At 46.1% G+C, this 12,630-nt stretch carries 12 protein-coding genes and 1 tRNA gene; 8 read left to right on the top strand and 5 right to left on the bottom strand.

All coding sequences use genetic code 11. The features are described 5' to 3' along the window. Nucleotides 1-201: 201 nt before the first annotated feature. The 4 genes from L1S32_RS02605 to L1S32_RS02590 form a co-directional block, all read right to left on the bottom strand. Nucleotides 202-405, bottom strand: coding sequence for a hypothetical protein (locus L1S32_RS02605; protein WP_278155876.1), 204 nt, complete (start codon nt 403-405; stop codon nt 202-204). Between the two features lie 518 nt (nt 406-923). Then, nucleotides 924-1,121 carry a type II toxin-antitoxin system HicB family antitoxin gene (locus L1S32_RS02600; protein ID WP_278155874.1) on the bottom strand — a complete coding sequence of 66 codons (198 nt, stop codon included), beginning with the start codon at nt 1,119-1,121 and terminating at the stop codon, nt 924-926. 16 nt (nt 1,122-1,137) lie between these two features. Then, entirely contained in the window at nt 1,138-1,443 is a 306-nt protein-coding gene (locus tag L1S32_RS02595) for a type II toxin-antitoxin system RelE/ParE family toxin (RefSeq protein WP_278155872.1), read from the bottom strand. Continuing rightward, a complete protein-coding gene (locus L1S32_RS02590) occupies nt 1,440-1,643 on the bottom strand; it encodes a hypothetical protein (protein WP_278155869.1) in 204 nt (67 codons plus the stop codon). The genes L1S32_RS02595 and L1S32_RS02590 overlap by 4 nt, the downstream gene beginning before the upstream one ends. Before the next feature lie 927 nt (nt 1,644-2,570). On the opposite strand from L1S32_RS02590, the gene L1S32_RS02585 reads away from it, so the two are divergent. Together L1S32_RS02585 and L1S32_RS02580 are read left to right on the top strand one after the other, a co-directional pair. Further along, nucleotides 2,571-3,230, top strand: a complete 660-nt coding sequence (locus L1S32_RS02585; RefSeq protein WP_278155867.1) for a hypothetical protein — start codon at nt 2,571-2,573, stop codon at nt 3,228-3,230. Between the two features lie 594 nt (nt 3,231-3,824). Next, nucleotides 3,825-3,896 (top strand) — tRNA-Arg (locus L1S32_RS02580). A gap of 236 nt (nt 3,897-4,132) precedes the next feature. Here L1S32_RS02580 and L1S32_RS02575 read toward each other — a convergent pair. Beyond that, a complete protein-coding gene (locus tag L1S32_RS02575) occupies nt 4,133-4,261 on the bottom strand; it encodes a hypothetical protein (protein ID WP_278155865.1) in 129 nt (42 codons plus the stop codon). Between the two features lie 246 nt (nt 4,262-4,507). Between L1S32_RS02575 and L1S32_RS02570 the strand changes: the two genes are divergently transcribed. From L1S32_RS02570 to L1S32_RS02545, 6 genes are read left to right on the top strand one after another with little or no spacing between them, the layout of a single operon-like run. Continuing rightward, nucleotides 4,508-5,521, top strand: coding sequence for a glycosyltransferase family 2 protein (locus L1S32_RS02570; RefSeq protein ID WP_278155863.1), 1,014 nt, complete (start codon nt 4,508-4,510; stop codon nt 5,519-5,521). Next, on the top strand, nt 5,522-6,724 hold the full coding sequence (wecB, locus tag L1S32_RS02565; RefSeq protein WP_278155861.1) for a UDP-N-acetylglucosamine 2-epimerase (non-hydrolyzing): 1,203 nt from the start codon (nt 5,522-5,524) through the stop codon (nt 6,722-6,724). 1 nt (nt 6,725) lies between these two features. After that, on the top strand, nt 6,726-7,985 hold the full coding sequence (locus L1S32_RS02560) for a nucleotide sugar dehydrogenase (protein WP_278155859.1): 1,260 nt from the start codon (nt 6,726-6,728) through the stop codon (nt 7,983-7,985). 43 nt (nt 7,986-8,028) lie between these two features. Further along, a complete protein-coding gene (locus tag L1S32_RS02555) occupies nt 8,029-9,225 on the top strand; it encodes a glycosyltransferase family 4 protein (protein ID WP_278155857.1) in 1,197 nt (398 codons plus the stop codon). After that, nucleotides 9,222-10,409, top strand: coding sequence for a hypothetical protein (locus L1S32_RS02550; RefSeq protein WP_278155855.1), 1,188 nt, complete (start codon nt 9,222-9,224; stop codon nt 10,407-10,409). Before L1S32_RS02555 ends, L1S32_RS02550 begins: the two co-directional genes overlap by 4 nt. Further along, complete coding sequence (locus L1S32_RS02545; protein ID WP_278155854.1) at nt 10,406-12,628, top strand: bi-domain-containing oxidoreductase; 2,223 nt, start codon at nt 10,406-10,408, stop codon at nt 12,626-12,628. Before L1S32_RS02550 ends, L1S32_RS02545 begins: the two co-directional genes overlap by 4 nt. Nucleotides 12,629-12,630: the final 2 nt, after the last annotated feature.

Below are 12,630 nucleotides of genomic sequence, written 5' to 3'. Positions count from 1 at the left end.
ACTGTTCACGTTCCCGGAGCCAGAGCATCTGCCGGATGTCCGCCAATGGTAATTCTGCCTGGCTTTACCTGATGTTCACCACATCTGAATCGACAATTTCACCGGTGTCAATGCCGACAGATGAATCCAGATATCATAAAAGAGGAGAAAAATCACTATTTTGTATTCATTTAATTGAGTCGTAATGCCGGATACGAATAATTAATCAGGGTTTTTTCGCTTTTCCATTATGCCTTCCACAACGGTGTCAAAATCTGTTTCAAGCCATTTTTTGCGGTTTTTCGTATAATCCCCTTTTCCATGGGAATAACTCTGGATGAACCGTACTGCATCTGCAGGTCCGAGATTTTTTACCAAAAGTTCGAATCCCAGTATTCTGACTTCATTCAGTGTTTTCGTTTCCATTTGTCTCCTCCATAAGCCACATCAAAGGATTGTTTGCTGCAATGGGAATAGTATCATCATTCATATTAATATGTCTGATAAGAGCATCATCTGTGGTCAGAAATTTTGCACCAACACCGGTGTGGGTGAATATCCTCAAAATTCTCCGTTGTTAAGAGCGGAAAACAACTGCAGCTCGCATAACATCTACCAAAACAAATGGGAGCAAAATTCCTTTTGACTGGTATATTCCATTCGGGACCCTTCGTATGACTTATGATCGGGGTAAAATTTCCCGTCATGTCATGTTCCGGACCAAAACCGGAGCAGAGAGGGGGGGCACCCCCTCTCTTGCCTCAAGGGGCGAATACGGAGTGCGTTGAGAACAAAGTAGACTACTTCACCCTCAACAAACAGACCCGCCCTAATCAACCAAAAAGACCTGAGCCACACGAATGAAATCGCACCTACGAAAAAAGAGTAACTCAATCCCCGTGTACTCAGAAAATTACGCAGGCAAACACCATTTCAGTCCTTTGTCAGGTCCATGGTGTGAATTCCTCATGTTGAAGATTATCATTTAATTCATCATCCAGCACATGAAGCTCGATTGACTCACGCATTCGCTCTTCCGTCTCTTCACGGGTCGCTCCGGTAGCAGCACATCCCGGAAGGTCCGGAGAATATGCGGAATAGGTGCCATCAGTCTTTTCAATGATAAACAGAAATCGATTCAAAAAACGCCGTAGGTGGTTACCCCCGTGTTCCGAGTCGACCGTATTTTTTATGCGCCTGTTCAATTGTTAAAATTTCGAGGACGCGGACTTCACCTTCTGCATCATGGATCGTATAGAAGGCGGTGAAAGATCTCCCGATATGGAGGCGGAAATACCGGTCGTCTCCCTGGATGATCAGTTGTTCTTTGTCGGCGCCGCTGCCCGGGTACGGGTCATCAGTGAGACGGAGCAGGTGATCTCTGACGATGGCCCGGCTCTTTTCAGGGAGATGACCATAGAAGTCCTGAGCATGTTTTTTGTCGAGAAGAAGCCGGTAGGTCACGGAGCAAACTCCATGAAGTCGCCCTCTGCCTCTATGGCAGCCATCTCTGCCATAAAGCGGCGCTCCTTTTCGTGCTCAATGATCTCATAAAGGAGTCCATCATATGTCTGCCCTGGTTTTTTCATATCCGAAAGGGAGGTCCAGACCGGTTCTGAGACGGGGATGCGTTTGGTGGCAGTCATGTTCCCATATTTGTTCATCAAATATTTATAGAATTGTACGAATGTGCATGATTGCACACATAGGAAGTATTGCCTATATTAAAGGTCGTTCGTTTTACAAATAGTGACCTATGTACCTGAAACTCCGACACTTTTCCTCTTAGATCACTTCCACCATTACCAAAGGAGCAAGGGGGGCGCCTGTCCGCCCCCATGCGGCTCATCCTCTTTTGGGAGGGTCCGGCAGGGAGGGCTTGCCCTCCCTTGCCTCCCGAGCAAACACAGAATGAGTTGAGATCAAAGTAGACTACGTTTTTCTCAACAACAAGACTCATCCCAGCCCCCCAGGAAAACCGGATTTAACACCTAAACTGCAGTTCCTGTTCCCGATCCACAAAGAGTTGTTGAGATATGAGTATACTACTTTATACTCAACAATCCGGCCAATATATGTTGGGTAAAAACCGGATATCTCCACCACCGGATCACTGCCAAACCACCACATGGCTGACGGAAGAACGGAAGACCAAAAACAGGATAGCAATTCCCCCATCACATTTCAGTGCAGAATTATTCTCCGTACTACACCCATAAATCATCCGTGTTTCATCCATTTTTTCCATTCCTGCCGCATGATAAACACCCGGAGCTGAAAGGACATCCACCTGCCCTTCCCGTGACCAGCCATATCTATATGGAAGGTCTGAAAGGATGAGTGAGAACCGCAGGACGGGAGATTTCCTTCTCCTGCTGTTTCATTCCCGGGCATCTGTTTCAGGAATTGCAGAGAAATCGGAGAATCTGTGGAGGAGACACACCATGAAACAGGAGAGACGCCCGCCCGTCACAGAACCTGCCATCCCCGAAAGCACCCCCCAAAGAATCCCCAAACCACCCAAAAAGCAGGAATCTACGCGGATGAAACCACCCATAGCTTAAATAATTTTTATACATATACCGTTATCAATGAACAGACAGATACTGCTTTTCGCAGCCATTCTTTCCGTCGTCCTTGTGCTGGCCTGTGCGGGGTGCTCAGAACTGCCGGTGGACGAACGCGGAGTTAGTTCAGGAGGGGGAAATGGGGGGACAAATACCGCACCACCAACACCAACGCCAAACTGGGTGCAGGAGGCGACACCCATCCGAACCGCCGCTCCGGTCGTGACTGCGTCCCCGACCCAGGCCAGCTCCGGATATGAACCACCGGTATATACCGAGATTTACTCCAACACCGTCTACCTGCTCTATGACGTGATTGCGCTGAACTATGATCTGAAAATTCCTGCGATGATCATTGATCTCGATATTAAGCCGGACATGTACACCAATTCGAAGAAGATATACAGCGATTTCGGTGACAAGGGCCTTATAACCATTAAAGAGTACTACCCGGACCCTAACGCCGACCTCATCGTCACCATCATCGACCGTGACACCGGCGACATCGTCGAAGAATATGACTTCGCGCAGTTCACCAGAGAAAACGAGAAGCACACCATCACGCTTCGGTACCCCGGGTCTTACCAGATTGAAGTCACCGGCAATAACGTGGATGTGGGCATCTCCATATCCGTCCCGGAAGCAAACATCGCGGATGGCGAAGAGCCATTCTCGCTGAGCTAACGAACGATTAGCGAAGATCAAAACTGCGAAAGGGAATGAGAAAGGGAAAGAGAGAGAGAGAAAGAAAGAGAAAGAGTAGCAATAAAAGCACAGAAGAGAGCAGAAGGGAGAGCACTGGAATCCGACCCACATCTGTTTTTCCGATCTCGTATTTGACCCATCATTTGACCCGGCCCTTTTTTCCAGAGCCCTGAGCATACCCGTATCGGTCCAATAGAGACGACGAAACAACAACAAATCAACAACGAAACAACAAACGGAGCAAGTGGCCCGCCTGCCCACCCCCCTGCAACCAGTCATCATTCAGAGGACACTTCACAGAGAGAGGAAAAGACCCCCTCTCACCCCCTCCCTTTCAACATCATCCATCATCCATCATCCCCGCGCTGTACCACGATCCAGCCCAAAGAAATACTCATTACACACCTCAAATCCCCCACAATATCGCAAAAGACATCAAAAATACATCAAAAACGTCACAAATATGCACAAGATTCCATCCCTCTCCGCCCATTTACACAAACAAATGCAAAGCCTTTATACCCAGAACCTCCTATCTATGTAAGCACCTCGCAAGGTAGAAGTGCGACACCGGTCCCGGTAGGGTAGTGGATATCCTAGAAGCCTGCGGAGCTTTTGACCCGGGTTCAAGTCCCGGCCGGGGCGTCGATTTTCGGGGATTTCCCCCGTTTTGTTTTTTAGATAATTTAGTATGTTACATTTCGTAGTTTTTTCGGATAGCGATTCATCTCCGTCACATCTATGTTGATGAAATAATCAATACTATAAAATCAAGTGAAATAAAAATCATCATTCAATTATCAAACCCACGCCCACAAATCCGGGTTCAAGACGTTTGCCCCTTGTTTTCGATTTCCCGTTCTCAGTTATCTGTTCCCGATTCACTCACCCCACCATACTGCCAGACAGGTGAAGAGAAGAATTGTCAGATGACTCTTCGAGACGTCAACCGCATGCGTGGGGCTGAAGTGAAAACAGGATTTCTTCAGAAAATCCTCCCCCTTTTTCATACCCGAATAGTTCCTGAAAAACCGGAAAAAACAGTAATTAACTCAATGAACGGTACCAAAACCCAGTGACGCAGGATCTACCCAAATGATCCTACTATAAAAGGTAAATGGAGAGATTTAGGGGGAAAACCAAAGCATTAAAGTAAATTTCAGGGAAACATTAAAGTAATAAATTTTCAATCAAAGGTCAGTCGCACATCATTCGCGAACAACCAGCAATACATTTATATATAAACCTGAGGACGAATGCAAAAAAAGACAATTGTTACTGTAATTCCTGCATACAATGAAGGCATTACCATCGGCAGTGTTGTATTGGGAAGCCTGAAATATTCCCGAGAGGTAATTGTCGTTGACGATGGGTCTGCTGATGACACCGCTGAGATTGCACGCCTTGCGGGTGCCACTGTCATTGAGCACATCAATAATCAGGGAAAGGCCCAGGCGATCAAAACCGGCTTCAAGGCAGCCCAGGATATGGGAGCCGAAGCAGTTGTCATGATTGACGCGGACGGCCAGCACAATCCGGATGAGATCCCTATCGTTGCTGCCCCTATCCTTTCTGATGAGGCAGACCTTGTCATCGGTTCACGCTTCATTGGCGAAGGAAATGATATTCCTGCCTACCGGCAGATTGGGCAGAAGACCCTCAATTATGCAACCAATGTGTCATCAGCGTCCGGCAATGGAAAGAGCAAAGGCACCGGAAATGGGAATGAGAATGGAAATAACACAGATGGCGTACCTGCACCTGATAGTCCATCTGCATCTGTGAATAAAACCTATAAAAGCACAGACTCCCAGTCCGGTTTCCGTGCATTAGGCCCGCGTGCACTCAGCAACTGTAAATTCACCTCGAACGGCTACAGCCTTGAGACAGACATGATCACCCACATGGTTTCCCATGGCATGAGAATCACAGAGGTTCCCATCTCTGTGCGATACGAAGTACCCCACAAACACAAGAAGAACCCGGTGAGCCATGGATTCGACATCATGTCCGATATTGTCGGTGTCATCGGATACAAGCGGCCACTTCTCTTCTTCGGGATTCCGGGGAGCATCCTGGCTCTCAGCGGGTGCGGAGTGGGCCTCTATATCTTCTCAGAATTATACCGCAACGGTACATTCCATTATACCATGGCCATTATCTCCGTTGCAGCACTCATTCTTGGCCTGATGCTGATTACATCAGGGCTGATTCTAAATTCGCTGGTGCAGATTATGAGAGGCTACTCCGGTGATGGAGGGAATATCTAAATGATTGCAATCATCCTTGGAACACGGCCTGAGATCATAAAAATGTCTCCGATCATCCGGGAATGTGACCGGCAAAACCTTGACTATTTCATTCTCCATACCGGGCAGCACTATTCGTATGAGATGGATCGGGCGTTTTTTGAAGATCTAAATCTCCCGGAGCCCAAGTATAACCTTGATGTAGGTTCCGGCACACATGGAGAACAGACAGCAAAAATTCTTACAGGTATTGAGAAAGTCCTCCTAACTGAAAAACCCGATGTGGTTCTCGTCCAAGGCGATACTAACACCGTTATGGCAGGAGCTCTTGCTGCATCAAAACTTCACATTAAGGTGGGACATGTTGAAGCAGGGCTGAGAAGTTTTGACCGGACAATGCCGGAAGAGACAAACCGGATTATAGCAGACCATATCTCAGATTATCTTTTTGCACCGACAGAGACATCACGCAATTATCTTCTGAAGGAAGGCATCCCCAATGAGAAGATATTTGTGACCGGCAACACGGTTGTTGATGCAGTCTACCAGAACCTTGAGATCTCCAGAGAGAAGTCAAATGTTCTGGAAGAAATGAACCTCGGGTCAGGAGAATATTTCCTCGTCACTGCACACCGTGCAGAGAATGTCGATGTGAAAGAACGCCTTCAGGGCATCATCAATGGCATCACCGCAATCGGAAAAGAATATTCGCTCCCGGTCGTCTTCCCGATGCACCCACGAACTGAGAAGATGATGAAGGAATTCAATATCTCCCCGGAAGGCATCACGATCACCAAACCGCTCGGATATCTGGAGTTCCTACAACTGGAAGCTCATGCAAAACTCATTCTGACAGACTCAGGCGGCCTCCAGGAAGAGGCATGCATTCTTGGTGTCCCCTGCGTAACCCTTCGTGACAACACAGAACGGCCCGAAACGGTTAATTTTGGGGCGAATGTGCTTGCTGGAACAGATGGAAATCAAATCATTACTTCTTCCCAGCAGATATTAGAAACATATGCAACATGGAATAACCCATATGGTGGAGGGAAATCCAGCGAATACATTATAATGTATTTGGATGGGGCGAATGTGCTTCCTGGAACGACTCAAAATATGATCGAAACTTCCCCCAAACATATGTTAGAACCAGACACAGCTTGGAATAACCCACATGGTGAGAAGAAATCCAGCGAATACCTTATTGAACACATGGATGACTAAAATGACCGTGAAGATATGCGTACTTGGCCTTGGATATATTGGCCTTCCAACAGCTCTCCTTTTTGCACAGCACCATAATGTCGTTGGCGTTGATGTAAATGAGAAAATTGTTCAGATTTTAAACAATGGTAAACTTCCTTTTGAAGAGGATGGGCTGAATGAACTTTTTGAGAAAGTGAAAGGTAATTTCCGTGCCGTTTCCGAGGTTGAAGAGGCGGATGTATTTCTCATTGCGGTACCCACACCTCTTGAAGAAGCACTCAAAATTGCAGACCTGAAATATGTCAGAAGTGCTGCAGAGATGATTGCATCACATTTAAAAGCAGGAAATATGGTCATTCTGGAATCAACCGTCTCACCCGGAGCAAGTGAGAATGTTGTTTTTCCTATTCTTTCACAATATGGGTTAAACCCAGGAGAATTTTCCTATGTCCATTGCCCGGAACGTGCGATACCAGGTAAAACACTTCATGAAATGATTCATAATGACAGGATTGTCGGAGCAAACAATCCAGAATCAGCAGCATTTGCAAAGGATATCTATGGATCATTTGTCGAAGGCAATCTCTATGAAACTACGGTTCGCACCGCTGAATTTGTTAAACTGATGGAGAATACCTACCGGGACGTCAGTATTGCCATCGCCAATGAATTTGCCCGAATGGGAGATGAATTTGGCATCAATATCTGGGAAGCGATATCACTTGCAAACCGTCATCCAAGAGTCAATATCCTCAAACCAGGACCCGGTGTTGGCGGACACTGCATTGCAATTGATCCGTGGTTTTTAACAGAGACGTCAACGAAAACCCGGATGGTTTCACTGGCACGCTCCATTAATGACAATATGCCAAACTATGTCCATAGTGTGGTTCGAAGTATTGTACACGGCGTACAGAAACCAGTCATTACCATACTTGGTGTGGCATATAAGGGAAATGTCGATGACTGGCGGGCAACTCCGGCATTAAAACTGATTCGACTGGCAGAGAATGAAGGATATACGGTCAGAATCTATGATCCGCATGTTACCACATTCCCATACCCGATAACCAGCTTAGAAGAAGCAACCAAAGACAGCGATTGCATCGTCCTTGTTACCGACCATGATCTCTTCAGAGATATCGACCCCTCATCTCTTCAGATGAGGAATAAAAATCTCTATGATACGAGAAATATTCTTGATACCGATACGTGGAAGGCAGCGGGATTTACCTGTAAAATCCTTGGTGATGGTTCAGAGAACGTATCTGACTACTAATTACTCATTTGTTTTTTGAATCAACTGAAAGGATACACAATACATGAAACAGGTCCTCATTATTTCACAGCATTTCCCACCGGAGAAGTCAGGGAATGCGTCACGCATATCCGATATGTCAACGCATCTGCATACGTTCGGTTCTGAAATTACCGTTCTTGCACCTCACCCAACATTTCCCACCGGTACCTTCGAGCGTGTCTGGAAGCCCTCATCCCATGAAGATGTGAATGGAGTGAATGCAGTTCACCTCTGGACCTGGCAGCCTACAGCAAAAGATCCGGGATTTGTCAGCAGAATGTTCTATTATCTCATATTTCCCGTTCATGCATCCTTATGGATTCTAACGCATTCTAGGAATTTTGATTTGATAATTACGTCATCTCCACCAATTTTTACCCACATTCCAGGGAGGGTTGCAAAGACGCTCTTTCATAAAGAATGGATTATGGACATCAGGGACCTCTGGATTGATGCTTCAGTCAGCCTGGGTTTTCTCAAAAAGGGAAGTATTGCAGAGAAGATGAGCCGTGCCTTTGAGAGAAGATGCCTGGAAAAAACAGACCAGATTACGGTTACAACATCTGAACTTGGAGAGAGAATTTCTTCTGACAATGCAATTCAAAATAAGATTGTCCGGATATCAAATGGTGTCAATACTGCATTTTTTAAGCCCTCCTCCCAGCCAAAGAAAAACCAGATTGTTTATGCCGGAAATATCGGATATGCGCAGGATCTTGAACTGGTCATTCGGGCAATGAAAATTATATCCGAAAAATACCCGTTGAAATTCATTATTGCAGGTGCAGGAGATATTAAAGAACATCTGGAAGATGTTGTAAAATCAGAGGGCCTAGAAGAGATTGTTCTATTCCCCGGAACCATTCCGCGGGAAGCAGTTCCTCAGCTGATAGCGGAATCCCTCATTGGAGTTGCACCTCTGAAAGACATTCCAACACTTGAGTATGCCGCCCCAACCAAGGTGTATGAGTATATGGCCTGTGGCACACCGTTTGTTGGATGCGGAAAGGGGGAGATCTCACGAATCGCCAACGGCTCCGGCGGCGGAATTATTGCCGATAATACTCCGGAAGCTATTGCCACCACAATCCTTGATCTGGTACATGACCCTGCAAAGAGGGAAACAATGGCCCGGTCCGGAAGGGAGTATGTGGTAAATAATTTTGACCGGGGTGCCATAGCAGCAAAACTCAACAAAATTATTGAGGCTGACAGATGAAGCAGTCGTGCAGTCTGATCATTGACGGGCTTTTGGATGAAGTCAAAAAGTGCCTGATTATCGATGGCGATACAGCATATATTGTAGATCCTGTTTACAGCATCGTTAGAAACCGTGTCAATGCTGAGGTTGCTAAGGCACTCATCCGGACAGGTGACCAGAAGACAGCAGCTATGATTATTTCCCATATCCTGAATGCACAGAACGCTGACGGATCATGGAATGAAATTCATGTCAATTATAACCAGCCATCTGCTCTTATCACTTCATTCATTGGTGAATCACTTCTTACAGCTCATTCGTTCTGTCCACAGGATGATGCGCTCGGGAAAGCACGGGATTACGTCCTTTCAAAAGAGCTGAAACCCGGATATTTTCTAAAATCAGATGTTTACAATGCAGATCACCTGAATGTTGATGCTTCATGCGGAGCATTTCTGGCAGAGTATGCCGAACTATTTTCAGATGGTGAATGTTTAGCGGCTGCCCGGCGTGCTGCCAAAAATGTATGTGACAGCCAGATAAATGGGTATTATCCCTATGCGACGGATAAAGGAAACTATCCGTACACGTTTGATATACCGTGCATCCACTACCAGGGAGTTACTATGTATTACCTGGCAAAAATCCAGGAAATCATTGATGAACCCTGGCTAAAGCAGAGTCTCCTTGATGCAGCAGAGTGGCTGGCAGAAGTGCAAAATCCCGATGGGAGTTTTGACTGGTCAAAGAGCGGGCTCATGTTTGCATACTACTTGGGAGGAGCGTCTGCGTTTGCATACTCTTCGTTTGATTACGTATCCCAATGGGATGCAAAATTTACCAAAAATGCCTCCCTCTCTCTTGAGGTAGTACCGTCAAATATCAGGGGCATCGTGCTGCGATGGGAAGATGGAAACTGGAAGAGTTTTATTCCTTCCATTCTCAGTACAATGCATACTGCAAACCTTGGCACCTATCCTTATTCCCATCGAATATTCAGGTATGGATACGGCATGTACCGACAGGCTGCGAGACGGAGATTTGACACGGAAGTGAATGACAGAGTGTTCTCCATTCTGTCCGGATTGCTTCATATCAATGCATCAACTGTGGAACCATTCAATAATTTTCCGGATATGTTCATGACTTCAGAGGTTCTGGACTGCCTCAGCTGGAGCACAATACGTGGTGACAAAAAATGAAACAAGTATTATTAGATCTCAATTCAGGGGCTATTTCAGTGGAAGATGTGCCTGTTCCTTCTCTCAAAAAAGGAGTTGTTGTAAAAAATCACTTTTCCCTGATATCTGCAGGTACAGAATCATCTCTTCTCTCTCTTGCAGATAAGTCAAAACTCGGGAAAGCAAGAGAACGGCCGGATTTGGCACAGAAGGTTATCAATAAGGCAAAGACGGATGGGGTGCTTTCAGCCTACCAGCAGGCAGTAAGCAGGCTTGCAAAACCAGAGGCTCTGGGATATAGCTGTGCAGGCATTGTAACAGATTCAAATGTCTCTGAATTTAGCGTTGGAGATAGAGTGGCGTGTGCAGGTGCAGGATATGCCAGCCATGCGGAATATGTGTCCATACCAAAGAATCTTACGATAAAAGTCCCTGACAACGTCAGCCTTGAAGATGCCGCATTTACTACCGTCGGGTCAATTGCCATGCAGGGTATCCGGAATGCCGAAGTTACCGTTGGGGAGAGAGTGGTTGTCATCGGTCTTGGCCTCGTCGGTCTGCTGAGTGTTCAGATAGCAAAGGCTGCGGGGTGTCGGGTTTTTGGCATTGATGTTGACCCGAAAAAGATCGCTCTCTCTCTCGAACTTGGTGCAGATATTGCATCCAATTATGACGGACTTGAAGAGAGAATGGCTTCATTTTCCCCGTTTGGTGCAGACAAAGTCATCATTACGGCTGCCACCTCCTCCAATGGACCGATAGAAGTTGCCGGTGATCTTGTCAGGGAGAAAGGTCGTGTTGTCGCTGTGGGTGCTGTCGGACTCAACATTCCAAGAGACAAATATTACGAAAAAGAAGCAGAATTTGTTATCTCAAAGTCATATGGCCCCGGGAGATATGACCGGTCTTATGAAGAAAAAGGCATTGATTATCCAATTATTGTCCGTTGGACTGAGAAGAGGAATATGGATTCTTTCCTCGAACTCATCTCAGAAGGAAAAATCAATCTTCAAAAAATTGTCACCCATGAATTTACAATTGAAGAGGCTACGGATGCATACGACCTCATCACATCCAGAAAAGAGCCATACCTGGGAATTCTCCTGAAATATAATCCGGATACTTCTGAGAACAATTCAACAGTAGTATACCTGAACCCTTCAAAATCAGATACACCATCACATGCAAACAAAAATACAAATCCAGATAAAATTCAAAATGAAAATTCAAATAAAAATACAACTACAAAAACGAATTCTCCAATAAAAACTATCGGCTGCATTGGTGCCGGCATTCAGGCGATGAGTGCCCTCTATCCAAATCTTGCAAAACTTCCCGTAGAATTCAGAGGTCTTGCCACATCCACTGGCCTGAGTGCCCAGTCCGCCGGAAAAAAGTTTGGGTTCTCGTACTGCACAACTGACTACAAAAAAATCCTGGAAGACAAGGAAATTGATGCAGTCATCATTGCAACAAGAAATGACCTCCATGCAAAGATGACAATCGAGGCCCTTGAAGCCGGGAAAGACGTCTTTGTGGAAAAACCCCTTGCAACAAATATGGAAGATCTGGAGGTAGTTGCTGAAGCCTGGAAGAATTCGGACAAAAACGTTCAGGTTGGCTTTAACCGCAGATACTCCTCCCTCACCGGGCAGCTCCGCGATTTCTTCAGGAACCGGAGTTCTCCCATGGTCATCCACTACCGGGTAAATACCGGACCAATTCCTGCTGACCTCTGGGTCAATGACGAGGAGCAGGGTGGCGGCATGCTCATCTCTGAGTGCTGCCATTTCATCGATTACATCCTCTGCCTGACTGTCGCAAAACCCATTGAAGTGTATGCAAAGTCTGTCGACCCCTCAACCGCCGGTTCAATAAACCGGTTCTCCAACCTCCAGATCGTGATCTCACTGGACGACGGTTCAATCGGCACAGTCACCTATACCACTCTCGGCGACAAGGCTTACTCAAAGGAGCAGGTCGAAGTCTTCTGCGACGGCATGGTCGGCGTCCTGACCGATTTCCGCGAACTGCGTCTGGTGAAGAACGGTAAGGAGACGAAGACAAAGAGATGGCTTTCCCAGGATAAGGGATTCCCTGAAGAACTTAACGTTTTTTTGAGAGGATTTGAGGACAATTTCCCTGACTCTGTGTCTTCGACATTATTGACATTAAAAGCACGAGAATCTATTGAAAAAAGATTGCCTGTTGCAATAAACGTGGATACAATAACAGATTAGGG

It is taken from the genome of Methanogenium sp. S4BF (assembly GCF_029633965.1).
Taxonomy (GTDB): Archaea; Halobacteriota; Methanomicrobia; order Methanomicrobiales; family Methanomicrobiaceae; genus Methanogenium.
The sequence above is the reverse complement of the archived record's forward strand: the minus strand, read 5'-3'. Positions and strand labels throughout refer to the sequence as shown.

Coding starts and splice junctions, on each gene's coding strand:
- L1S32_RS02590 (WP_278155869.1), bottom strand. CDS start 1,643: ATGAACAAATATGGGAACATGACTGCCACCAAACGCATCCCCGTCTCA.
- L1S32_RS02545 (WP_278155854.1), top strand. CDS start 10,406: ATGAAACAAGTATTATTAGATCTCAATTCAGGGGCTATTTCAGTGGAA.
- wecB (WP_278155861.1), top strand. CDS start 5,522: ATGATTGCAATCATCCTTGGAACACGGCCTGAGATCATAAAAATGTCT.
- L1S32_RS02550 (WP_278155855.1), top strand. CDS start 9,222: ATGAAGCAGTCGTGCAGTCTGATCATTGACGGGCTTTTGGATGAAGTC.
- L1S32_RS02575 (WP_278155865.1), bottom strand. CDS start 4,261: ATGAAAAAGGGGGAGGATTTTCTGAAGAAATCCTGTTTTCACTTCAGC.
- L1S32_RS02585 (WP_278155867.1), top strand. CDS start 2,571: ATGAACAGACAGATACTGCTTTTCGCAGCCATTCTTTCCGTCGTCCTT.
- L1S32_RS02605 (WP_278155876.1), bottom strand. CDS start 405: ATGGAAACGAAAACACTGAATGAAGTCAGAATACTGGGATTCGAACTT.
- L1S32_RS02555 (WP_278155857.1), top strand. CDS start 8,029: ATGAAACAGGTCCTCATTATTTCACAGCATTTCCCACCGGAGAAGTCA.
- L1S32_RS02570 (WP_278155863.1), top strand. CDS start 4,508: ATGCAAAAAAAGACAATTGTTACTGTAATTCCTGCATACAATGAAGGC.
- L1S32_RS02560 (WP_278155859.1), top strand. CDS start 6,726: ATGACCGTGAAGATATGCGTACTTGGCCTTGGATATATTGGCCTTCCA.